Annotated in this window: 19 protein-coding genes; 6 read left to right on the top strand and 13 right to left on the bottom strand. The window is 54.9% G+C overall.

Annotated elements, in window-relative coordinates:
• The 6 genes from FMM72_RS15555 to FMM72_RS15530 form a co-directional block, all read right to left on the bottom strand.
• Complete coding sequence (locus FMM72_RS15555) at positions 1-627, bottom strand: V-type ATP synthase subunit E (RefSeq protein ID WP_160210047.1); 627 nt, start codon at positions 625-627, stop codon at positions 1-3.
• A 29-nt stretch (positions 628-656) separates the two neighbouring features.
• Positions 657-965, bottom strand: coding sequence for a V-type ATP synthase subunit F (locus FMM72_RS15550; protein ID WP_160210048.1), 309 nt, complete (start codon positions 963-965; stop codon positions 657-659).
• A gap of 364 nt (positions 966-1,329) precedes the next feature.
• Positions 1,330-1,764 (bottom strand): ATP synthase subunit C, encoded by a 435-nt coding sequence (locus FMM72_RS17435; protein WP_279286007.1) that lies wholly within the window; start codon positions 1,762-1,764, stop codon positions 1,330-1,332.
• Positions 1,765-1,784: 20 nt separating this feature from the next.
• Positions 1,785-3,743 (bottom strand): V-type ATP synthase subunit I, encoded by a 1,959-nt coding sequence (locus FMM72_RS15540; protein WP_160210050.1) that lies wholly within the window; start codon positions 3,741-3,743, stop codon positions 1,785-1,787.
• A 114-nt stretch (positions 3,744-3,857) separates the two neighbouring features.
• Entirely contained in the window at positions 3,858-4,943 is a 1,086-nt protein-coding gene (locus FMM72_RS15535; protein WP_162221937.1) for a V-type ATPase subunit, read from the bottom strand.
• Positions 4,904-5,215, bottom strand: a complete 312-nt coding sequence (locus FMM72_RS15530) for a hypothetical protein (protein WP_160210052.1) — start codon at positions 5,213-5,215, stop codon at positions 4,904-4,906. The genes FMM72_RS15535 and FMM72_RS15530 overlap by 40 nt, the downstream gene beginning before the upstream one ends.
• A 345-nt stretch (positions 5,216-5,560) precedes the next feature.
• On the opposite strand from FMM72_RS15530, the gene FMM72_RS15525 reads away from it, so the two are divergent.
• The 3 genes from FMM72_RS15525 to FMM72_RS15515 all read left to right on the top strand — a co-directional run bounded on the left by FMM72_RS15525 (position 5,561) and on the right by FMM72_RS15515 (position 8,863).
• Complete coding sequence (locus tag FMM72_RS15525; RefSeq protein ID WP_160210053.1) at positions 5,561-6,646, top strand: hypothetical protein; 1,086 nt, start codon at positions 5,561-5,563, stop codon at positions 6,644-6,646.
• Positions 6,647-6,822: 176 nt separating this feature from the next.
• Positions 6,823-8,649, top strand: a complete 1,827-nt coding sequence (gene typA, locus FMM72_RS15520) for a translational GTPase TypA (protein ID WP_160210054.1) — start codon at positions 6,823-6,825, stop codon at positions 8,647-8,649.
• A gap of 22 nt (positions 8,650-8,671) precedes the next feature.
• Positions 8,672-8,863 carry a hypothetical protein gene (locus FMM72_RS15515; RefSeq protein ID WP_162221936.1) on the top strand — a complete coding sequence of 64 codons (192 nt, stop codon included), beginning with the start codon at positions 8,672-8,674 and terminating at the stop codon, positions 8,861-8,863.
• A 756-nt stretch (positions 8,864-9,619) separates the two neighbouring features.
• Here FMM72_RS15515 and FMM72_RS15510 read toward each other — a convergent pair.
• Entirely contained in the window at positions 9,620-10,618 is a 999-nt protein-coding gene (locus FMM72_RS15510; RefSeq protein ID WP_162221935.1) for a GGGtGRT protein, read from the bottom strand.
• A 20-nt stretch (positions 10,619-10,638) separates the two neighbouring features.
• Positions 10,639-11,331: an iron-sulfur cluster assembly scaffold protein gene (locus FMM72_RS15505; protein ID WP_006873128.1), complete on the bottom strand. Its 693-nt coding sequence runs from the start codon at positions 11,329-11,331 to the stop codon at positions 10,639-10,641.
• A 355-nt stretch (positions 11,332-11,686) separates the two neighbouring features.
• Between FMM72_RS15505 and secA the strand changes: the two genes are divergently transcribed.
• Entirely contained in the window at positions 11,687-14,428 is a 2,742-nt protein-coding gene (gene secA, locus FMM72_RS15500) for a preprotein translocase subunit SecA (protein WP_160210471.1), read from the top strand.
• A 530-nt stretch (positions 14,429-14,958) separates the two neighbouring features.
• Here secA and FMM72_RS15495 read toward each other — a convergent pair.
• Positions 14,959-15,954 carry a polysaccharide deacetylase family protein gene (locus FMM72_RS15495; protein ID WP_162221934.1) on the bottom strand — a complete coding sequence of 332 codons (996 nt, stop codon included), beginning with the start codon at positions 15,952-15,954 and terminating at the stop codon, positions 14,959-14,961.
• A gap of 256 nt (positions 15,955-16,210) precedes the next feature.
• On the bottom strand, positions 16,211-16,780 hold the full coding sequence (locus tag FMM72_RS15490; RefSeq protein ID WP_162221933.1) for an NUDIX domain-containing protein: 570 nt from the start codon (positions 16,778-16,780) through the stop codon (positions 16,211-16,213).
• A 116-nt stretch (positions 16,781-16,896) separates the two neighbouring features.
• Between FMM72_RS15490 and FMM72_RS15485 the strand changes: the two genes are divergently transcribed.
• Positions 16,897-17,799, top strand: a complete 903-nt coding sequence (locus FMM72_RS15485) for a M14 family metallopeptidase (RefSeq protein ID WP_162221932.1) — start codon at positions 16,897-16,899, stop codon at positions 17,797-17,799.
• Positions 17,800-18,325: 526 nt separating this feature from the next.
• On the top strand, positions 18,326-20,104 hold the full coding sequence (locus tag FMM72_RS15480; protein ID WP_160210467.1) for a Na/Pi cotransporter family protein: 1,779 nt from the start codon (positions 18,326-18,328) through the stop codon (positions 20,102-20,104).
• A 415-nt stretch (positions 20,105-20,519) separates the two neighbouring features.
• On the opposite strand, the gene gyrA is transcribed toward FMM72_RS15480, so the two are convergent.
• Genes gyrA through FMM72_RS15465 form a run of 3 tightly spaced genes read right to left on the bottom strand, consistent with a single transcriptional unit; the run spans position 20,520 to position 24,514 of the window.
• Entirely contained in the window at positions 20,520-23,093 is a 2,574-nt protein-coding gene (gyrA, locus tag FMM72_RS15475) for a DNA gyrase subunit A (protein ID WP_207710364.1), read from the bottom strand.
• A gap of 36 nt (positions 23,094-23,129) precedes the next feature.
• The gene (locus tag FMM72_RS15470; protein ID WP_162221930.1) at positions 23,130-23,756 is read right to left on the bottom strand and encodes a YcxB family protein; all 627 of its coding nucleotides are present in this window, start codon (positions 23,754-23,756) and stop codon (positions 23,130-23,132) included.
• A complete protein-coding gene (locus FMM72_RS15465; RefSeq protein ID WP_162221929.1) occupies positions 23,753-24,514 on the bottom strand; it encodes a YcxB family protein in 762 nt (253 codons plus the stop codon). The genes FMM72_RS15470 and FMM72_RS15465 overlap by 4 nt, the downstream gene beginning before the upstream one ends.
• Between the last annotated feature and the right edge of the window lie 28 nt (positions 24,515-24,542).

The raw sequence follows: 24,542 nt of genomic DNA, 5'->3' as shown, positions 1-24,542 counted from the left end.
TCACCCCTGTCCTTCCTGCGTGGAGGCGTCCTCCAGCATAAAATGGGAGTTATGGTAAAACCAGTCCTTCTGCTGTGCGAGCGCCGCGCCAAGGCTCAAATCGATCTCGACGCCGCGCGCCCTGTTTACCAGCACAACTCCGCCAATCGGCACGGCCGCGTCGTCGGCCTCGACGGTGCAGCCGGGATACAGCTCCCGGATCTTTGCGTCGTAGCCGATGTCGTCGGCGCGCAGCTTGATCACGCTGCCGTCCATCGGCCAGTCGCGCGCCAGCGAGCGCACCCGCCCCAACAGAAATTCCTCATATTGGCCGCTTTTGCAAAACGAAGCCAGCTCGACGCGCGCCTCGGCCAGCAGCTCGGCAAGGTACTGCTCCCGCTGCCGGTAGAGCGCCTGCTTCATCTGCTGCGTTTCATGGGCGATCTCGCCGGCCGTCTCCTTTCGGATCTGCGCGACCTGTGCCTGAATATCGTTATACAGTTCGTCATACAGGCGCGCCTTTTCCTGTTCCAGCGCCTCGTCCTTCATCCGCTGCGTTTCCGTGCGGATTGCATCGCTTTCCGCCTGCACGCGGTTCATGATCTCCCGCTCGAAATACTCCAGTTTTTCGGTCTGTATATCGGACATGGCCTGTCACCTCCCGTTGGCTGCGCGGCTTACAGCTTGACGCCGATCGCCTCGCTCACATATTTTTCAATGGTCTGCGACACATCCCCCTCGCCATGCCGGTCGGGAATCTCAACGATCAGCGGGCGTTTCTGTGTCAATTTATAGCGGTACACCATTGCGGGACAGGTATTAATCAGTTTTTCCGTCATCAGCACAATACCGATTTCCGGGTCGGCCATCACACGCCGCAGCGACGCGAGTACCTCATCCTGCGTGTGGATCACCTCGCCTTCGATCCCGGCAAGGCGCATCCCCATCATGGTGTCAATGTTATCGCTCAAGGTATAGAATCTCATAAGCACCTTTCCCCGCTTTTTTGAAAAAAAGCTTGGCAAAAAACTTTCCGGCTTTTTTGAAAAAAGCCTCGGCAAAAAACTTTCCGGCTTTTTTGAAAAAAAGCCTCGGCAAAAAACTTTAATCGGCTGCGCCGCGAACAGTGGGGCAGGTCCCGACATTTTTACAGGCTGCGCCTGCCCCGGGGTTGGGTCCATGGGATAGGGGCGGCTCGCCCCTGTCCCGTGAGGCGCGCTGAGGGGCGCTGCCGCGGCTCGTCCGCGCCCGGCGCTATAGCGCCGGAAAGCCCCGAATAGCCGGCCGGGCAAGCGCAGCGCCCGGCGGTGAGCGACCCGCGCACGGGTCGCGCGCGCCAGCGCGTCCCTCCTATAGCTTATTGATCAGCAGGATTGAGATCAAAAGCCCATAGAGCGCGACGCCTTCGCCAAGCACGACAAAGATCAGCGCCTTACCAAACGCCTTGGGATCCTCGGAAAACGCGCCGATGGCGGCCGGGGCAGTGGAGGCGATCGCAATACCTGCGCCCAGGCACGAAAGTCCTGTTGCCAGCGCGGCCGCCAGAAAGCCCATACCCTGGCCGGCGCCTGAAGCTGTGGCCGCCGCTGCGGCTGCCGCGGCCGTTTCGGGCGCTTCGGCAGCCACGCCGACCGCCATAACGACCATCAACGCAGCGGCGACAAAAAACAAGCCCGCATTCATAACAAGACGGCGGCGCGCACGGCCCGTATCACGGTTTCTTCTGGTGGGAAGCAGCAGCAGGAGCGCAGCGATGACCGCAGCAGTTGGAATTAGATACAGCATATTGATGAACCTCCATATATTCATTTGCTTTCATCCGGCGTCACAGCGGCGGGGACAAACGGTTTTCCATCGCCGTCGAAATACCGGCTGAACAGTTCATAAAATTCCAGACGGAGCACCTGAATGCCGACAATCAGGCCCTCCATACCGATCACAAACAGATTTCCGACCACGATGACAACCGGGCTTGCCGCACCGCTGACCATCTCGGACAGCGTAAATACGACAGCCATCATACCCGCATGGCTCAATACAAAGCCTCCCACGCGCAGAAACGACATCGTGTTGGAAAAAAAGCTTAAAACCACCTCAAACAATTCAAACGCGCCTTCCGTCAGATACGCGCCCATGCCCTCGGCCGGACGCGCCGCCATATGACGGACCGCTTTGCCCAGCGGCTCCTTGAACAGGATCGCCGCAAGCGGCAGCACCATCAACAGGATGATGTAAAGCGGCGTAAACAGATTTTTCCCGGTCAGAAACAGCATGACCGCACCGAACAGGATAGAGCCGTAAAACAACAGCCCCGCAATGCCGTTCGCGGAAAATATGGCCCTCTCATAATCATGCCGCCGAAATCCGGTCCAAATGCCGATCAGGATGGAAATGCAGATCAGCGCCACGCCGAGCGCGACGGCCGCCAAAAGCACCAGGTTTGTATTTTCAGGCGCCATGACCTCAACCGGCTTTCCGGGCAAGCCGAGCACATCCGTATAAAACGGCGTCAACAGCTCCTCAAAACCGAATACGGAGCCGTAAAACGCGCCGAAGATACAGGAGAATATGCCGATGCGGTTGATTACGCGTCCAAGCGCGGCGCCCTTTATGCGCCAGAACAGCCATCCGCCGAGCGCCAGCAGGAGTCCCTGTCCCAGATCGCCGAACATCGCGCCGAACAACAGGCAATAGGTGATTGCGACAAACGGCGTGGGGTCCGGGTCGCTGTAGGCCGGCACACCGTACATCTCGACAAACAGTTCGAACGGCTTGGCAAACCATCCGTTTTTCAGCTTTGTCGGCGCCTTCAGGCGCTTGTCCGAATCATGCGGCCGGATTTCAACATCGACTCCGTCAAGCTTTTTTAATTCCGAGGCGAAAGCGGCCGCACGGTCCTGCTCGATGAAGCCGGTCAGATAAAACACATCCATATATTCGCGTCTGAGCACGGACACATAACGCCTCAGCTCAAATGAATCCGACAGAAACCGAATCCGTGAATAGATGCGTATAAATTCCGCATTGTTTTCACGCACTACATCGGCAAGCTGCTTTTTGGTCTGCGCCAGCGCGTCGCGGTTGCGCGCGATCTGCTCGCGCAGACGCTCGAGCGCCGCCTCCGGCGTCCCGTGGATAAATTCCGGCACGCGCACGCGCTCAAAGTAAAGCGATGAAAACAGATCGTCGATTTCCGGAGCGTTGTCCGTCAGGGCGAAATAGGCCCCCCACTGATAATCGCCCTCCACATCGAACGATTTAAAGATAAACGGCCGCTCGGCATAATGGTCGAGCTTGCGCGCCCCGTCAAGCGGAAGGCGCCCAAAGCGCACCTTTGTATATTCGCAGGAAAAAAGATCGTCGAACGCCACCTCAAGCTCCGCCAGGTGCGAAAGGATCACAAGCCCGGATTCATCCTGTTCAATCTCGCTGTGCAGATAGTTCTGCCGCTCGCGTAGCGCCGTCGTCTTTTCCCGGAAGGCGGAGCAGAAATCCTCACAGTAGCGCGCCTGAAGCGCCTCGCCCGCCGCCTTTGCATCGTAATGCGGCGTCAGCCCGGCGGCGACGCCCGCATCGGTGATTTTGGCGAGCAGCGGCCCATATGGATTTTCCTCCGCGAGCGGTGTAAAGCCCCGGATACCTCCGGCCGCCTGTAAAGGCGGCTCGGGGTGGAACGCCCCGCTGCCCAGACATCGCATGATCACGTCGTCCAACCGCCCAAGGTCGCCCGCGATACTCACGAGCGCCATTTTTGCAATGGCCATGACCAGCCTCCATTTCTCCGGCCTCGCCGGTAATTCGTTCAAAGTCCGCCCAGGGGCTGTTTGAAAATAGAGGAAAGAAAAATTTCCAAACCGTCCGATTCCCCGCGCATTTTGTTACGCCCGCGCGAGCATGGCGCCGATCCGTTCGGGCGGCAACTGGTAGCGCACGCCTTCAATGATGCGGATGATGTCCTCCGTCTCCATCGCGCGCAGCAGCATAAACGCCAGATAAACCACCTGCGGGTCCGTGGCGAAACGCAGTGTCCGCAGCGTTTCGTGATAACGGACACGTTCGGTTTCCGATTCAATGAAGGCTGCCTGCGGGTCGATATGACGCCCAAGCGCAGTCTGAGAAAGCAGCTTCATAAATGTCTGCGCGTCTTTCGCCTCGATCATCGCCTGCATCTGCTGCGGCCGGATACGCCAGTGATAGGGAAGTATCGTTGCACGGATGCGTTCAGCATCGGCATTGAAATACGTTTTCATGCGGAAAATCGTGTTGAGGTTCATCAGCTCCGCACGCATCCTGATCAGCCCCGAAAGCTGCATGGCCGCGCGTTTCGGCGCGCGCGACGCGCGGGAGAGCATCGACTCAAAATAGTATGTGCGCAGCGCCACCTCATACCGGGTGAAGCGCAGCGAACCGCTCTGCGGCGGGTACTGCTCGCGGCAGGCGCGCAGAATCGCTTCATACGGCGACGCCCGTACAGCCTCGATCAGTTCATCGAGCGTTTTCGCCTGCGCCAGCGCTACAAGGTCAAAATGGGCATGGCTCTGCATAAAGCTTGGCAGCGCCGCCAGCAGGTCCCCGCCGCCTGAAATGATAACGCGCAGGGCCGACAAAATCAACTCGATTTCCATATCGGGCACAATATAGCCATAGATGCCGCCGGCGCCCGACCCAGGCACGTAATGCGTCAACCGCGCGTACTGATAAAACAGATCGCGCCGCAGAAGCGTCTCCAGACGGCCGCGATGGATCGCGCTGTCCTGCACGCCCTCGAGCGCCTGCGCGTAGGCGGTGTGTTCGCGCAGATAGGCGGAAATCTCCTGCACGCTCTGCTTGCGCAGCAATTCATCATATTGGCCGGGCGTCAGCATCCGGCCAAAAGCCGCCCGCGCCTTGGCGGCGACCGCGTTTTCACCGTGCGGCATAGCCGTCACCCACCAATGCAGCGGCTGACGATCCGCCGCAGCCATTCATCATGGCGCGCCGTATAGGCGCGGCGCAGCGCCTGCATCCGTTGTTCATTCTGCGCACGCAGTCCTGCGAGGGCTTCGTCGCGATCCCTCCCCGCCTGCTGGCGGACCTGTTCGACGCGTTCGGCCGCATGCGCGCGCATCTGCTGTTCCATCGCGCGCTTGTCCTCATCCATATGCGCGAGCGTCTCGCGGCGCGCCTCCCGAGCCTGCCTCACAAGCTCGCGCCCCTTATTGTCATATTCCACCAGCAGTTTGATGACCCGCTCCATTGCGCGTCCCCCTTTGCAGCGAAAAAATTCGAATTCTGACCCATTATAATTTTATCCAGTGTAATCCCTTTTTTTTAGATTTGCAAGCGTTTTCAAAGCAGATTTCATCCTTTTTTCATTTCCTTCGCATGGTTTACAAATTTCCACTCCTGCTTTTGTCTATTTTATCTAAGCGGATGGAAAACCATTCGTCCGGCTGGAATTTTATTTGGTTCCCTTCGGGAAAATTGGTTGCCAATCGCTTGATTTTCATTATACTATTTGTTATAATCAGTATACATATAGATATAGCTACACATGCGGCGCCCCACGCCGCGCGCCACAAGAGAGGGAGGACCGCGCATTATGAAAAAACTGGTGGGAACGATCAGCCTGCTGCTTGCTTCTGTAACAATCCTTGCCGCGCCTGTTTCGGCGGCGTCGATCATTACAGGGGACAGCTTCGGCAAGTCGTCAAATAAGCCCTGGGAGGTTGACCGCTACGCCCCGGACGAGTTTGACACGAGTGAAAACGAATTGTACATCACTGTGGGAGCGAAGGGCTTTACTTCTGCGCGCCCCGCAGACAAGCAGGATAATTACTACGCCGTGCAGGGCAAAAAGCTCGCGGCTGCTAAAACCTCGTCGAACACATGGACTGCGACCGTCAAAATCAATGTTGACGACAACTGGTTTTCATCGAACAGCAACAATCGCCGCGCCGAGTTCCGCGTCGATCTCAAGGACGGCTCCGGCAATGCGATCAAGGAGTCTGCCACGCTCGCCCTCCAGAAAATAGGCAACAAGGCGCCGTATCTCGTCTACTACACCTCCAAGTCGAAAACTGGCTGGAGCCAGGCGCGCACCTTTGTCAACGGGGATAAGGAAACTGAGTATCTTGAAGTCGAACCGGGCTGGAACAGCCTGCTGATCAGGTGCGACAAGGGCGTCATCTCCTATTACCTCAATGAAAAGAAGCTTGGCAACTGCACGCTTTCCACAAATCAGAAGGATGTGTATCCGTCGTATCTGGCGCTTGGCGTCTATAACTACAACCGTGCCGATACCGTTTCGTTCGACAACCTTTACCTCTACGACGGCAGCTATGCCATGCGCCAGCTTTCTTCCAAGGCGCAGGATGAACGCGACGAGCGGCTGGAATCGCAGTATGAGAAAAAGCGCAACAGCTGGGAGGACAAATATACCGAGTACATGTTTAACCGCAATTCCGACGAGGACGTTTACCTCAACGGCAGGAAGGTCCTGGAGGGCGGCAAGTGGTATAAGCAGAGCACAGTCAAGAGCAAGCTCAAGGTGTCCAACAAGGATTTCGATGTTGAATATGACCTGCTGATGGAAAAGATCGCTCAGCTCACCACCGAGGACGGCGGATCGGTCGAATATGAGACGCGTGAAACCAAAGATATGCCTGACGAATACTGGGACTATTGATTCCCATTTACTCCTTTCCAGAACGGCGGATGTTTCTGCATCCGCCGTTTCTTTTTATTCCGTTTATTGGGAAAAGTCAACAAAATTCCATGCTCTTTCTTGACAAGATGCCGACTTGGTACTATGATAACGTCGTATGAGTATCGTAAAATCAGGGGAAAAGGGAGCAGCCAGATATGAAAATCAAACGCGACGATTTAAGGAATATTGCAATCATCGCGCACGTCGACCACGGCAAGACGACGCTCGTGGACGGCATGCTCAAACAGAGCGGAACTTTCCGTGAAAATCAGGCCGTGCAGGAGCGCGTCATGGACTCCAACGATATCGAACGCGAGCGCGGCATCACCATCCTTGCCAAAAACGCGTCTGCCGAATATAAGGGCGTCAAGATCAATATTGTCGATACGCCCGGACACGCCGACTTCGGCGGCGAGGTGGAGCGTGTGCTCAAAATGGTCGACGGCGTGCTGCTGCTTGTCGACGCGGCCGAGGGACCCATGCCGCAGACGCGTTTTGTTTTAAGCAAGGCGCTCGATCTCGATTTGGGCGTCATCATCGTCATCAATAAGATCGACCGGCCCGACGCGCGCGTTTATGAGGTCGTCGACGAGGTGCTTGAACTTTTGATGGATCTTGGCGCTTCAGATGAACAGCTTGACAGCCCGATGGTGTTCTGTTCCGGCCGCGATGGAACCGCCTCGTATTCGCCGGAAACGCAGGGTGTCGATCTTCAGCCGCTCATGGATACGATCGTTGACTATATCCATGCGCCCCAGGGCGACCCGGATGAACCGACGGCAGTGCTCGTTTCGTCGATTGATTACAACGAATATGTTGGACGCATCGCGATCGGACGTATTGAACAGGGGGAATTGAAGGTAAACGCGCCTGTCACCGTCTGCGATTACCACGACAAGGAGCTGTTAAAGCAGGGCAAAATCACGGCTATCTACCAGTTCACGGGCGTCGGACGCACTCAGGTGCAGTCGGCTACAGTCGGCGATATCGTCATGTTTTCGGGCATTGAGGATATCAATATTGGAAATACGGTCTGTGCCGCCGGCTCGCATATCGCGCTGCCGTTTGTCAAGATCTCCGAACCGACGGTTGAAATGACCTTTTCGGTCAATACAAGCCCGTTTGCGGGACGCGAGGGCAAATTTGTTACGACGCGCCAGATCCGCGACCGCCTCTACCGCGAGCTGCTGCGCGACGTCTCTCTGCGCGTGAGCGACGGCGACACAGCCGATTCCTTCGTCGTCTGCGGCCGCGGTGAAATGCATCTTTCAATTCTGATTGAAAACATGCGCCGCGAAGGATATGAATTCCAGGTCAGCACGCCCAAGGTGCTCTATAAGACGATCGACGGCGAGCAGTGCGAGCCGTTTGAGGAACTGACCATCGACGTTCCGGCCGAATATTCCGGCGCCGTCATGGAAAAGATGGGGCCGCGCAAGGGCGAATTGCAGTCGATGGACCCAGTTGGCAGCCGCATGAAAATGGTATTCATCATCCCGGAGCGCGGCCTGTTCGGCTATAAGAGCGAATTTCTCACTGACACGAAGGGCGAGGGCGTCATGAATACGCTGTTTCATGGTTACGCGCCGTATAAGGGCGATATTCCGCGCCGGCAAAATGGTTCGCTGATTGCGTTTGAAACAGGCGAAACGATCACCTATGGCCTGTACAACGCCCAGGAGCGCGGCACGCTGTTCCTCGGCGCAGGCGAACCGGTTTATGCCGGCCAGGTTGTGGGCATGTCGCCGAAAAATGAGGACATCGCGGTCAACGTCTGCAAGCGCAAGCAGCTTACAAACACGCGCGCCTCCGGTTCAGACGACGCACTGCGTCTCATCCCGCCGCGCCGCTTCTCACTTGAAGAGGCGCTCGAATTTATCGGCGACGACGAGCTGCTTGAGGTCACGCCAAAAAATATCCGTATCCGCAAAACCATCCTCGATCATTCGCAGCGTATGCGTGAGCAGATGAAAAAGAAATAACGAACGTGTAGGGGAAACGCTTATGAAAAAATGGATGATACGACTGGCTCTGCTGCTTGGATACACGGTCCCATATCTCTATTTATCCATGTATATCGATTTGATCTATGGAACCCCTGTTTTTTACGCCGCGGCACTGGCCGGTTATGTCATCCTGTATCTGCTGGCGGCTAAAACGCATAACCGCTCCGCCGCCCTCATTGGAACGGTATGAACCGCTGTTTCCTCATACTGCTTCATGCAGTATGGCTGGACGCAGGCATGGGAATGGTATTTTAAGCCTTTCACGGCCGCGCAGCTTTTGGCGGTACTGTCCCTGGCCGCCTTTTTCATCCAGCTTTTGGCCATATGGGCTGCTGAAAAAAAGAAGCCGTAAAAAAACCGGGCCGCCGCGCGTTTGCGCGGCGGCCTCTTTTTTGTATTCCTGGCTCTCTATTACGGCGCAGCCTGTATAAACGCAGGGCCTGCCCCACTGTTCGCGGCGCAGCCTGTATAAATACCGGAACCTATCCCGCTGTTCGCGGCGCAGCCGATTAAAGTTTTTTGCCGAGGCTTTTTTTCAAAAAAGCCGGAAAGTTTTTTAGCTTACCTTTTTTTCAAAAAAGCAGGCGCTTGCAAAATCCACGCCAGCCGCGCGGCGTCTGTCACGGCTTTTGCTGACGCAAGGCCCTGCGTTTGAACAGGATTCTTGCGGCCTGCGGTCCGCGCTTTTTACGAGGGCTGCGGCCCAGGAAAAGGGCTCCGCCCTCGAAAAAAGGCAAGACCCACGAGGGGCCTTGCCTTTTTTCTCACCCGCCGCCTTTTGAAAAAGGCGGGCGAAAACTTTTGATCGCCGCGGCGTAAAACTAATTATGCAGGGCCTGCCCCACTGTTCGCGGCACAGCCTGTATAAATACCGGAACCTATCCCACTGTTCGCGGCACAGCCGACTAAAGTTTTTTGCCAAGCTTTTTTTCAAAAAAGCGGGGCGTTACTTGAGGGCTTCTTCGACGGCGACAGCGCAGGCGACGGTCGCGCCGACCATCGGGTTGTTGCCCATGCCGATGAGTCCCATCATCTCGACGTGCGCCGGGACAGAGGACGAACCGGCGAACTGCGCGTCGCCGTGCATACGGCCCATGGAATCGGTCAGGCCATAGGAAGCCGGGCCGGCAGCCATGTTGTCCGGATGGAGCGTGCGGCCTGTGCCGCCGCCGGAAGCGACCGAGAAATATTTGACGCCGTTCTCATACGACCATTTCTTGTACGTGCCGGCAACGAGGTGCTGGAAACGTGTCGGGTTTGTCGAGTTGCCCGTGATGGAAACGTCGACCTTCTCATGTTTCATGATGGCGACGCCCTCAAGCACGTCGTTGGCGCCGTAAACCTTGACCTTGGAGCGTTCGCCGTCGGAATACGGCGTCTCGCCGACTACCTTCAGCTCGCTTGTGGCGAAATCGTAGTCCGTCTCAACATACGTAAAGCCGTTGATGCGGGAAATAATATAGGCAGCGTCCTTGCCAAGGCCGTTGAGGATGACGCGCAGCGGCTCTTTGCGGGCCTTGTTGGCGTTGCGGGCAATGCCGATAGCGCCTTCGGCGGCGGCAAACGACTCGTGGCCGGCGAGGAAGCAAAAGCACTTTGTCTCGTCGCGCAGGAGCATCGCGCCAAGATTTCCGTGACCAAGTCCGACAGAGCGCGTTTCAGCGACAGAACCGGGGACACAGAAGGCCTGCAAGCCGATACCAATGGCTTCGGAAGCGTCGGCGGCCTTTTTGCAGCCCTTTTTGAGCGCGACAGCCACGCCGAGCGTATACGCCCAGACAGCGTTTTCAAACGCGATGGGCTGCACGCCCTTCACGATTTTTTCAACATCGATGCCCTTATCGAGGCAAACGGCACGCGCATCCTCAAGGGAAGCCATGCCATATTCCGCCAGGCACGCGTTGATTTTGGGCATTCTTCTTTCCTGTCCTTCAAACTTAACCATGTTGTTACCTCCCTCTCCCTTTATTCTTCACGCGGATCGATATATTTCGGTGCGTCAGCATAGCGGCCGTAGGTACCGATATTCTTTTCATACGCTTCCTTCGGGTCGACGCCGTGACGGATATCCTCAAGCATTTTGCCTACGCGGACAAACTTGTAACCGATGGCCTCGTTGTTGTTGTCAACCGCTACGGACAGGATATATCCTTCGGCCAGCTCGAGATAACGCACGCCTTTGGCGTTGGTGGAGAAAATTGTGCCGACCTGCGAACGCAGGCCCTTGCCCAGATCCTCAAGTCCCGCGCCGATGGGCAGGCCGCCCTCGGAAAACGCGGTCTGGCTGCGGCCGTAAACAATCTGCAAAAACAGCTCGCGCATGGCGACGTTGATCGCATCGCAGACCAGGTCGGTGTTGAGCGCCTCGAGGATCGTCTTGCCGGGCAGGATTTCGCCGGCCATCGCCGCCGAATGCGTCATGCCGGAACAGCCAAGCGTTTCAACGAGCGCCTCCTCGATGACGCCCTCCTTGACGTTCAGCGTCAGCTTGCACGCGCCCTGCTGCGGGGCGCACCAGCCCACGCCGTGCGTCAGGCCGGAAATATCCTTGATTTCATAAGCCTTGACCCATTTGCCCTCTTCCGGGATCGGGGCGGGTCCATGCTTGGGGCCTTTGGCGAGAACACACATTCTCTCCACTTCATGGGAATAGTTCATATCGGTGCTCCTTTCGGTTTTTTAAAACGGGTTGTCCATTTCTTATTATAGGCATTTCGCCGCGCGCACGCAAGGGGATTTGTTAAGCTTTTGTTAATTCTTGGACAACAATTTCGTCCTGATTTCGGGCGATTTTTTGTATATAATAAAGATATCCGTCTGCACGCGGCCGCAAGGGTTTAAAAACGCTGGAATCTGTTGACATTGACGGCGGCTGGGAGTAAACTATATAAGTTGAATTGTGCGCAAATGCAAAGGCGAAAGCGCCTGCGCGCAAAGGGAACCTGTGAAGCGGTCCAAATAAACAGCGTTTCTTTGCGCTGCCAGGGTCGGGAATATAGGATGAGGTGACAAAATGGGTCTGATCAAAAAACTGTTCGGAAGCTATTCCGAGCGAGAGTTAAAACGCGTTTATCCGATCCAGCAAAAGGTTCTTGCGCTGGAAGAAACATATAAATCAAAAAGCGACGCCGAGCTGAAGGCCGCGACACAGGCGCTCAAAGAGCGCCTGGCAAACGGCGAAACACTCGACGATATCCTGCCGGACGCGTTCGCTGTCTGCCGCGAGGCGAGCGACCGCGTGCTTGGCATGCGTCATTTTCCGGTGCAGATCATCGGCGGTATCATTCTGCATCAGGGGCGTATCTCCGAGATGCGCACTGGTGAAGGAAAGACGCTTGTTGCCACGCTGCCCGCATATCTCAACGCCCTGACCGGCAAGGGCGTGCATATCGTTACGGTCAACGACTATCTGGCCAAGCGCGACTCCGAATGGATGGGCAAGGTCTACCGTTTCCTCGGCCTGTCGGTTGGTCTGATTATCCACGGGCTTGATACGCAGCAGCGGCGCGACGCATACGCCTGCGACATCACCTATGGAACCAACAACGAATTCGGCTTTGATTATCTGCGCGACAACATGGTCATCTACAAACGCGACAAGGTGCAGCGCGGCCACAACTACGCCATCGTTGACGAGGTGGACTCCATTTTGATCGACGAAGCGCGCACGCCGCTCATTATCTCCGGCCAGGGAGACAAGTCGACCGACCTTTATGAGCGCGCCGACCGCTTTGCACGCACGCTCAAATGCTATCGCGTCGCCGAGACGGATTCCAAGGAGGAGCACGACGATGTCGACGGCGACTATATCGTCGATGAAAAGGCTAAAACGGTCACACTAACCGCCTCCGGCGTCGCAAAGGCCGAGGAATATTTCGGTCTTGAAAATCTGACCGACGGCGATAATATGCAGATCCAGCACCATATTAACCAGGCCATCCGCGCCCATGGCATTATGCAGCGCGACGTAGACTATGTCGTCAAGGACGGCGAGGTCATCATTGTCGACGAATACACCGGCCGTCTGATGCTTGGCCGCCGCTACAACGAGGGCCTGCACCAGGCCATCGAGGCCAAGGAGGGCGTCAAGGTCGAGCGCGAGAGCAAAACGCTCGCGACCGTCACCTTCCAGAACTTCTTCCGCATGTATGATAAGCTCGCCGGTATGACCGGTACGGCGATGACCGAGGCCGACGAGTTTATGGAAATCTATAAGCTCGACGTCATCGAAATCCCGACGAACAAGCCTGTACAGCGTATCGACCACCATGACGTCGTTTACAAAACGGAAAAGGCGAAATTCAACGCGGTCATTGAAAACATCGTCGAATGTCATGAAAAGGGACAGCCTGTTCTGGTCGGTACGATTTCAATCGAAAAGTCGGAGCTGCTTTCCGGTATGCTCAAGCGCCGCGGCATCAAGCATGAGGTGCTCAACGCCAAATACCATGAGAAGGAAGCTGAGATCGTCGCGCAGGCAGGCCAGTACGGCGCGGTCACAATCGCAACGAACATGGCCGGACGCGGTACCGACATCATGCTCGGCGGAAACGCGGAATATATGGCCAAGGCGCAACTCCGCAAGGCCGGCTATGACGACGAGGTGATCAGCGAGGCGACGGGCTTTGCCGACACGGATGACGAGCAGGTATGCGAAGCGCGCCGGATGTTCCGCGAACTGATGGATAAGTATCGTGCGGAGATCTCCACTGAAGCGGAGAAAGTGCGCGCGGCGGGCGGTCTGTTTATCATCGGTACAGAGCGCCACGAATCCCGCCGCATCGACAACCAGCTCCGCGGCCGCGCCGGCCGCCAGGGCGACCCGGGCGAGACGCGCTTTTTCATGTCGCTGGAAGACGACCTGATGCGTCTGTTCGGCGGCGAACGCATCCAGAACATGATGAATATGATCGGCGCCGACGATGATATGCCGATCGAAGCGAAGATCCTGACCAATTCGATTGAATCGGCGCAGGCAAAAGTCGAAGCGCGCAATTTCGGCATCCGTAAAAACGTCCTCCAGTTCGACGACGTTATGAACCGTCAGCGCGAGATCATCTATTCGCAGCGCGACAAGGTGCTTGACGGCGAGGATATCAGCGGCATTATCAAGAACATGATCAAGGAGACGATTGATTCCACCGTCGACCGTTATCTTGTTGATAAAGAGGTCCATGATAACTGGAATCTTGAGGGCCTGCGCGACTACTTCCTCGGCTGGCTGACAACGCAGGAGGACCTGCGCTATACGACCGAACAGCTTGGTGAGGTGACGGATCAGCAGATCAAGGATATGCTCAACGACCGCGCCGAAAAGATCTATGCGGCGCGTGAGGCGCAGTTCACCTCGCCGATCACACGTGAAATCGAGCGCGTCGTGCTGCTGCGCAACGTCGATATGAAGTGGATGCAGCACATCGACGACATGGAGGAGCTCAAGCGCGGCATGCATCTGCGCGGCTACGCACAGAAAGACCCTGTTATTGAATACCGCATCGAGGGCTTTGACATGTTCGACGCGATGATCGAATCGATCCGTGAGGACACGGTCAAGATGATGTTCACAATCCGCCTGCGCACAAACGAGGAGCCAAAGCGCGAGCAGGTTGCCAAGCCCGCTCAGGAGAGCCGCGGCGAAAGCGACGGCACGCTTGAAAACCGTCCCCGCACCGTCAAAAAGGTCGGGCGAAACGATCCCTGTCCCTGCGGAAGCGGCAAGAAGTACAAGAAGTGCTGCGGCCGCGACGCCGAATAACCCCCAGCCTTTTTGAAAAAAGGCTTCGGCGAAAAACTTTAGTCGGCTGCGCTCCAGCCTTTTTGAAAAAAGGCTTCGGCGAAAAACTTAGTCGGCTGCGCTCCGGCCTTTTTGAAAAAAGGCCTCGGCGAAAAACTTTAATCGGCTGCGCCGCGAACAGAAAGATTAGCGCATCGTAATCAAAAGTTTTCGCCCGCCTTTTTCAAAAGGCGGCGGGTGAGAAAAAAGGCAAGGCCCCTCGCGGGTCTTGCCTTTTTTCGAGGGCAGCGCCCTTTCCCCGGGCCGCAGCCCTCATAATAGCGCGGCCCGCAGGCCGCAAGAGCCTGTTCAGACGCAGGGTCTTCCGCCAGCAGGAGGCGTGCCAGACGCCGCGCGGCTGGCGCGATCTCCTGCAAGCTTTCACCGTTTTGGGAGAACGCCGCTCTGTTTTTCCCTCCGTCCATTCTAACGCCAAAACGCCCTGTACCGCCGTCTGCCGGCCGATACGGAGCGTTTCTTTATCTTCGTTTATGGCTGATGCGCCGGGCGCCTTACGATTTTGGCGGGCAATAGGGCAGGTCCCACTTTGAAACTTCCAACCCCTTTGCGCGCACGGCGTCGATCAATTCTCCAAGGATAGAAGCATTGTCACTGCTGACTGCATGCAGTAAATAAATCGCTCCTTCATGGATAAACTTTTCTGTATAGGCGAGCGCCGCGTCATGGCCGCGCTGATCATTTGGATCGTAATCCTTGTATGCAAAGCTCCACAGGCACGTTGTATATCCAAGGCTCTGCGCCATCGCGAGCGTCTGTTCGCTGAAGGCGCCCTCGGGCGGGCGATAGAGCGTCATCTCGTAGCCAAAGTTCTCCAGCACATAGTTGTGAAGTTCCCGGATATCCTCAGCCGCATCGTCAATCGATTTGGAGGTTGGATTCCAGTGATGGCTTGTATGGTTGCCGACAACATGTCCCTCATCGATCATGCGCTGCACCAGCTCGGGACACGACTGCACATAGGGCAGCGTCACAAAAAAAACTGCGCTGCAATTTTTTTCCTTGAGCACGTCAAGAATTTCAGCGGTGTAGCCGTTTTCATAGCCTTCATCAAACGTTAAGTAAAATTTACCACAGTCGTCCGGCGCAATAAACCAGGCGCTGTATTCTCCATACTGCTCTTGCAAGCCGATTGGAGCGATCGTCCGATTGGCTTCATCGACCTGCACGCCTGGCCCCCACTTGATCTGGCTGCCGCCCAGAGCACCGATTTTGTCAAAATCGGTGCTCATGGTCGGCGTTACCATGCTGGCCACGCCGGAACGGATGTCGCTCGCCACATCTCCCAGATCGGAGGCAAGGCCATGCGAAGCCGCGGAATGCGGTGTGGACGGGGCAGACGGCGTCGACGGGGCCACAGACGCGGCCGACGACGAATTCGCAACGCTCGACGACTGCAGATTATCCTCATTGCGGGACGTACATGCAGCCATGGAAACGACCAGCGCGAGCGTCAAAGCCGCCGCGAAAATCGCTTTGATTGCTTTCATTGGATTTCTTCCTTTCACAATTAAACTGGGAAACCAAGAAATACAGCTTGAAATAACATGGTTACTTCGGTGTTAGTGTGTGCAGAAAATGAAAAATTACTACTTTGGACAATCGGTATAAATTTCCAAATTTTTATACTCTCTTTTATTAAGTGCGCTGTAATATTGATTTTCAGGCATTGGCCGGACTATTTTACAGATATCAATTGGCCATGCCGGTTTAAAAACCGGCATGGCCAATTTTAAAGCCTTGTTTTCAGTTTTGATTGCCGCGCCGGCGCAGGGCATCATATTTGAGAATTCCAATCTGCGTTTTTGCGTCCGGGATCTCTCCGTCAAGCACCATCTGTATCGCTTTTTCCACAGGAATGCGCCGGACGGTTAAAAACTCGTCGTCGTCAAGGTGCTGCCGCGCCTGGTGAAGGCCGGTTGCAAGAAAAATATGTATAATCTCCGTATCATACGCACAGGTTGGATACATCCTCGCAAGTGGGACAAAACAGTCCGCCTTGCAGCCGCATTCCTCCGATAGTTCGCGGACGCCGCATTCCTGTGGATTCTCCCCGCGCTCCAGCTTGCCGGCCGGCAGTTCGAGCAGGACGCCGCCAAACGGATAACGAAACTGAGACACAAACAAAATATGTTCATGCTCATCGATGGCCAGGACCGCCACGCCGCCCGGATGGTCAACCACCTCGCGCGCCGCGTGATTTCCATTTTCCAATTCCACTGTATCGCGGCGCAGCGTCAGGATCTTTCCCTCATAAATCACCTTGGAATCAATTGTTTTTTCATAATGTGCCAATTGGCAATCCCCCTTGCTCATCCCGCCTTGTTTTTGGGCTCTGAATTTGCATGTCCGCCTCAAATCCCCTTTTTTTGCGTCGAACTGCCATAATACAAGCATTTTGGCACATACACTGGGTTCAGAGGTGAAACAATATGTTTGACGGATTTTACAGACAGCCGCCCCGCTTTGAGCATATCCGGCAGGCAGTGTGCGCATTGCGCGACGAATACCCGTTTATACACGCCTTTCCGATCGGCAAATCCGTACTTGGCCGCGGACTTTATGCGCTTGGCTTTGGAAAAGGCGGCGGCGGGGCGCTGCTCGTCGGCGGCGTACACGGGATGGAATGGTTGACAACCATGCTGCTTCTGCGCTTCGCCGAGGATGCCGCACGCGCCATATCAACATGTGAGCCGCTGGCTGATATTGATTTGACCCATACCCTTGAAAACCGGCCGTTTACAATTGTCCCATGCCTCAACCCCGACGGTATGGAAATTTCGCTCGGCGGCGCCGATACAGCGGGCCATCTGCGGGCGTTTGTGGAAAAGGCGAGCGGCGGCGACACGCTGCATTGGCAGGCCAACGCCCGCGGGATAGACCTCAACCACAATTTTGACGCCGGTTTTGAAGAGCTCAAGGAGCTTGAACGGGCGGCCGGCATCGACACGCCCGGCCCGACGCGCTATGGAGGCCACGCGCCTCACAGCGAACCGGAAACACGCGCGCTTGTCAACTTTTGCGTCGCTTTCAGGCCGCGTACAGCCTATGCGTTCCATTCACAAGGCGAAGAAATATACTATCGCTACGGTCCACATACGCCCGCCAGAAGCCAGCTAATGGCGCAGGTGCTCGCCTCCTCGTGCGGCTACCGGCTGGCGTCGCCGGAGGGAACCGCTTCCCATGGCGGGTTTAAGGATTGGTTTATTGATTGTATGCGGCGTCCCGGCTTCACATTTGAAATCGGACGCGGCAAAAACCCGCTTCCCACTCAAGAATTTGAACCTATTTATGCGCGCCTGGTCGAGACGCTTTTGATCGCGACGCTTCTTTGATCAAGTAAAAGTCTTTCCATAGCTGCCGCCGCACACAAAGGATTTTATAAGTCGCAGCGCAACTATTTTGCCATCTTCGCCCTTCTTTGGGCAAGCATATTTAACTGATCAGACCTTTGCCGGAGTTAGGGACTGTTTGAAAAATCAAAATACCCGTCTTTTTCTGCAAACAGCGGCGGACACCGCGTTAAAAAGCTTTAGAATCCAAAAGGATTCCTGCGTTTTCTCCCTTGCGTTCTCCTGCTGTTTGCGAACAATCCGGCAATCCCTCTTTTTTCAAACAAGCCCTAATCTGGCGATCTATTTTTATATTATATCGCTGTTGGACAAAAAAGACAATAGATCAAAAAAAGATTACATCCGCTTTGGACATCTGTACAAATACGAGGTATCACCAGAAAAGCTGCTTAAACTGGGAAAAAAAGGGCTATACAAATATTCCTGTTTCCGATATAATGGAATTGTATAGTGTAAAAAGTGTATAAAATTCAAGAAAAATGAAGTGGTGAACAGTTTGGATATTTTTATGATCATCAGTATGTTAGGCGGCCTGGCGATGTTCCTTTATGGTATGTCCCTGCTCGGCAGCGGTCTTGAAAAGACCTCTGGCGGCCGTTTGGAACGAACGCTTGAGAAGCTGACAGATACAGTGATCAAGGGCGTACTGCTCGGCGCGTTCGTCACCGCCGCCATTCAGTCCTCATCCGCGACAACTGTTATTGTTGTAGGCCTTGTTAACGCACGGGTTCTCAAACTTCGCAACGCCATCGGCGTAATCATGGGCGCCAATATCGGTACCACTGTGACAGCTCATATCCTGCGTCTGTCTGATCTTGATTCCTCCAACCTTTTTTTCCGTTTTCTCAAACCGACAACGCTTGCGCCGCTGGCCTGTATCGTTGGTATCCTTCTGATCATGACGGCCAAACGCAATAAGGTGCGCGATATTGGATCCATTTTTATTGGCTTTGGCATCCTCTTTACTGGTATGTTTACGATGGAGTCGTCCGTTAAGCCGCTCGCGGAGCTGCCGCAGTTTTCCGCGGCATTTGCAGCAATGGGCAACATTCCTCTGCTCGGCGTGCTCGTCGGCGCAGGCGTCACGGCGCTTCTCCAATCCTCCTCGGCTTCCATCGGTATTTTGCAGGCGCTCTCCTCAACAGGGCAGATCACCTTCGGCATGGCCTTTCCCATCATTATGGGCCAAAATATCGGTACAACGATCACCCCGATTCTCGCCTCGATTGGCGCTACCAAAAACGCAAAGCGTTCCGCCTGCGTACATGTGACCTTCAATGTCCTGGGTACGGCTCTGTTTTTTATCGGCGGATATGCCTTCCAGTCTATCCTTCATTTTGCGTTCTGGGATCTGCCGGTCGATAAGGGTATAATCGCTAATTTCCATACGATTTTCAATCTCACCGTTACCATCCTCTTTATACCCCTTGTTGGAGTTCTTGAACGGATAGCCTGTACCATTGTGAAAGATAAGCCGGGTCAGGGCGAGCAGGAAATCACTGTTGCCTCGCTCGACGAACGTCTTCTTGTTTCTCCCGGCCTCGCGCTTGAGCATGTGCGCGGCGCCGTCGTACAGATGGCGCTGCTCGCACGCGGCAATTTCCTTGACTCTGTCACGCTGCTCGATCACTACGATCAAAAAATAGCCGATCGGATTCAGGAAAACGAAGACGTTGTAGATAAGCTGGAGGACCGTGTGGAAACGTATCTTCTCAAGCTTGGAGAGCGCGAATTGTCTGAAAGCGAAAACCGCAGTATCTCCGAGCTGCTGCACACATGCGGCGAATTTGAGCGTATCGCGGACCATGCGCAGAATATTGCTGAATGCGCCGATCGTATGGTTGATACAAAGACGACTTTCTCCAAGAAGGCGACAGAGGAAATGCACACGATCAGCGAAGCAGTCCATGAAATCCTTGATCTTGCAATCGACGCCTTCCAGAATATCAACCGCACGGCCGCCGCTAATATCGCGCCGCTCGAGGAGGTTGTCGACGAGCTTGAACAAGTGCTCAAGGACAAGCATATCGACCGTCTGCGGCGCGGCAAATGCACTGTGGACGCTGCTTTTCCGTATGTTGAGGCGCTCTCCAACATCGAACGTATCTCCGACCTTTGTTCAAATGTGGGCGAATCCGTCCTGACCTATGACAGCTCGCTTGTTGAAATCGACCGCCATGCTTACAAGCGCTTGCGCGCAGACCAGCATGATACCAGTTATCAGGACAAATACATTGTTTACAGTACGAAATATTTTGGGAAGGTAAAACGAGCGCAGGACAAATAAATGACGTCCATTGCCTCGCCTATCCTTTTTTCCTCTCCCTTGAAGGGCACGGCCCGCCGGGTTTTCTGGTAACGGGGGTTACCTTCTCTTTTTTTGATAATCAGGCCATCAAATGTATTCCATCTGTTCATTTTACCGCTGAACAGAAAATGGATACCGTCATTGCGAAAGCGATCAAAAATGGGGTGAGTATATGGATCAGGAGGACCATATCTGTAAAAGCTGTGCATATTTCAGACAGCATTATGTCAAGTTAGGTTGGAGCTACCGTGAAATCAAATTCGGTCATTGCGTTCATCCGCGGCTGAAAATTCGTGAAGCAAGCGCCAAAGCCTGTGCGCACTATAAGCAGCGGGAGCATACCTCATCTGCTGCAACATAAAACGGCCCCTAAAAGGGGCCGTTTTTTTCTTTATCAATCTTCTGTCGTTTTCTCCGTCGTTTCAGCGGTTTCGCCGGCGGCTTCCTCGCCCCCGCTGTTTTGCGTTTCCTCCTGCCCCTCGTCCTCGGAAGGCTCCTCTTTGGGCGCGCGCGCCAAAGTCACAACCCGGCTTTCCTCGGATACGCGCATTGCGCGCACGCCGCCGCCGTAGCGCGACTGCACGGTGATTTCACGTACAGGAATCCGGATGATGACCCCGTCGTCAGTGATGATGATCACGTCGTCGTCCTCGTCAACCATACGCACGCCTGCAACCGGCCCGTTCTTATCGACATAATAGTTGCGGATACCCTTGCCGCCGCGGCTTTGCAGGCGGTATTGCGACACCTCCGTGCGCCGGCCCAGACCACTTTCAGAGACGGTCAGCAGCGTTGCGCCGCTTTCCTTTCTGACACGCGCCATGCCGACGACCTCGTCGCCGTCCTCAAGTGTGATCGCCTTGACGCCGCGCGCAGTCCGCGACAGCGGCCGCGCGTCCTGCTCGTCGAAGCGGATCGCCATACCATTTTTCGTTGCGATAATCAGTTCGCTTGTACCGTCCGTCTGGCGCACCCACGCCAGCTCGTCGCCGTCGTCAAGGCCAATCGCGATCAGTCCCATACGGCGCACATTTTTATACGCGCCCAGCGGCGTGCGCTTAATGATACCCTTGCGCGTCACCATAACAAGACAGCGGTCTTCACGCTCATATTCGTCAGGCGTTACCTTGATGAGGGCCGTAACCTTTTCATCGCTGTCCATTGAGAGAAGATTCACGATATTTGTCCCGCGCGATGTACGCGACCCTTCACTGATTTCATAGCCCTTAAGGCGGAAGCATCGTCCTTTGCTTGTAAAGAACATGATATAGTCATGTGTGGAACAGATGAACAGTTCCTCAACAAAATCCTCCTCGCGCCGCGTCATACCGCTGACGCCGCGGCCGCCGCGCCGCTGTGTCCTGTATGCGTCGACTGGCTGACGCTTGAGATATCCGAAGTGTGTCAGCGTGATAACGCAGTCTTCAACCGGAATCAGATCCTCAATATCGACCTCCCCGCTGACAGCGACAATCTCTGTACGGCGCTCGTCTGCGTATTTGGCGCGCAGCACGCTCAATTCCTCCTTGACGATCGACATCACGCGCGTATAGTCGCCAAGGATAGCTTCATATTCCTTTACGCGCTCCAGGATTTTAGCAAGCTCCTCCTCAATCCTGATCCGTTCCAGACCTGAAAGCTGTCCAAGCTGCATGGCCACAATCGCGGTCGCCTGGATATCGGTGATGCCAAAACGCGCGATCAAATTGACCTTTGAATCGGGGCGGTCCTTTGAATGGCGGATAATCGAGATCACTTCGTCCGTGTTGTCGCAGACGAGCTTAAGCCCCTCCAGGATATGCTCGCGCTCTTTAGCGCGGCGAAGGTCGTACCTGGTGCGCCGCGTGACGATTTCACCCTGAAAATCGATGTAATGTGTCAGCACATCCTTGAGCGGCATCACCTTCGGCACGCCGCCTACAAGCGCGAGCATGATGACCCCAACTGTATCCTGAAGCTGGCTGTAGCTGTACAGACGGTTCAACACCACCTGCGCGTTTGCGTCGCGCTTTAATTCGATCACAATGCGCATACCGTCGCGGTCGGATTCGTCGCGCAGATCGGAAATCTGGTCGATGCGTTTATCCTTAACCAGGTCGGCGATCGATTCAATCAGGCGCGCTTTATTGACCATATACGGGATTTCCGTTACAACGATGCGTTCGCGGCCGTTCGCCATCTCCTCAATTTCCGTGCGCGCGCGCAGCGTCAGCCGCGCCCGGCCCGTTGCATACGCGGCGCGGATGCCGGCGCGTCCCATGATCACGCCGCCGGTGGGGAAGTCGGGACCCTTGATATGCTGCATGATCTCATCAAGGCCTGCGTCGGGGTTATCGATGAGAAGATTAACCGCGTCAATCACCTCGCCCAGATTGTGCGGCGGGATGTTTGTCGCCATACCGACGGCGATGCCTGTCGAGCCGTTGCACAACAGGTTCGGGAAGCGCGACGGCAACACCGTCGGCTCCTGAAGACGGTCGTCATAGTTTCCGGTAAAATCGACCGTTTCCTTTTCAATATCGGTCAGCATAGAAAGCGACATTTTACTCATGCGGCTTTCTGTATATCGATAGGCGGCCGGCGGATCGCCGTCGACTGATCCAAAGTTTCCATGTCCATCTACCAGCGGATACCTCATGGAAAAGTCCTGTGCCAGGCGCACCATCGCATCATAAACAGACGCGTCGCCATGCGGATGGTAACGGCCGAGCACAGATCCAACCGTATCGGCGCATTTGCGGTACGGTTTATCAGGCGTCAAGCCGTTTTCATGCAGCGTATACAGAATACGCCGATGTACGGGTTTTAACCCGTCGCGCACATCCGGCAGCGCACGGCTGACGATGACAGACATTGAGTAATCAAGAAACGACCGCTTCATTTCATGCTCGATATCCACATTGTGGATGCGCTGTTCTATCAGGACGGGATCAAACGCTTCGTCCTTGGCGTCGTGGTCCTGTTTCATCCGTATCATCTCCTATCATTGGGGGACTTTTGCCGTTCAGAGCCGTCCCGCCTTTGCCATGGCGCGCCGTTCGGCCACGCTGTATACCTTTTCGAACCGGTCGCCGAGCGCCTGCCGGAGCAGCGCGCACAGACAGTCCTGTGTATCGCCGTCAAGCTGATTTTTAGGAATGCCGAAGACACGTCCCTTTTCAAATGCAACGGCATAGACGTTTTCATAGTCATATACGTTGACGGCTCCTGAAAAGGCGATATAGTAGTGCGCGCCGCCCTCCGCCACATCGATTCCGTCCTCGTTTATGTCAAGCACATATTCCGGCGAGCCGGCTTCACGCGCGGCAGCCGCTTTCTGATTGACATGCTTTGGATAAAACAGGATAAAACCAAGCAGCGCCAGGGCCGCCGCGATCATAATCCAACTGACAATATGCCTCGGGTCCTCGAACGCATAAGGTACAAACATCCAGAGCACCACGAACACGCCCAAAATTTCCATATTGCGGTGCATATCAATCTTATTTTTCTTATCATAAACTTCCAAAGCCTTCATAACGTCGTCGTAGCGCGTCTGAAAAACAATATGCAGCGTCCTGTTTTCTGCCGGCTGCGCGTCCGCCTTATCCAACTGCCGCCCTGTCAGTCCTTCTGCCGGCCCCCCATTCATACGTCGTACCTCGTTTTTTCAAAGTTTTCACAAATGCTGTTGATCAGCGCCTCCATATCATCTCTATGCTCTCCGGCCTGGCTTTTCGGGATCAACAGGCAGCGCCGCTCTGCGAGCATAATCATATAAAGCCCGGCGCTTACGCGGATGGAATGAATCGTATGCCAATATGTTTCAACGCGCTGTTCGTTGACATGCTCGACACACTTGTTTGGATAGAAATCAACCACCATTTCAGCGTGCAGATAATTCAGTTTCTTATATTCTTTCGTTACTGCACGTATAAGCGCCTTATCATAAAACAATTTGTAATAAAAAAGGCTGCGGAAACCGAGAAAAAAGACCATCAAAAGCAAGATCATTGAAACCGGCGTCATGGGATTGATACCCGCAATTGTTGTCCCAAGCAAAAAGAGGCCGATCAACACCACAATCGCGCCCATAATTGTCATGCGCTTTTTATTTTTCACAATGCTGTCGGCCGTCATAACCCGGTAAAATTCGATATAATCGTCAAGCGGCAGATGAAATTTGAGCGTAAACAGCTTTTCATGTGTGGACGCCGTCTCACCATCTGCTGTTTCATCCGTCTGCTTTGCCAAAGTGTCCGGTTCCTTCTCTCCAACCGGCGTCTGCGCAGTTTCCTCCTGTGCAATTTGCGCCGTTTGATCCTGCTCAGACAATATGTTGGTTTGTTCCTGCACATCTTTGGCCGGCGCTTCGGCCACGTCCTGCCTGCTGTTTTCCTGCTCCTGCATAGGTCGTCTCCTTTCCTGCCCCGGGCCA

The sequence above is a fragment of the Anaerotruncus colihominis genome, assembly GCF_010206195.1.
Classification (GTDB): Bacteria; Bacillota; Clostridia; order Oscillospirales; family Ruminococcaceae; genus Anaerotruncus; species Anaerotruncus colihominis_A.
The sequence above is the reverse complement of the archived record's forward strand: the minus strand, read 5'-3'. Positions and strand labels throughout refer to the sequence as shown.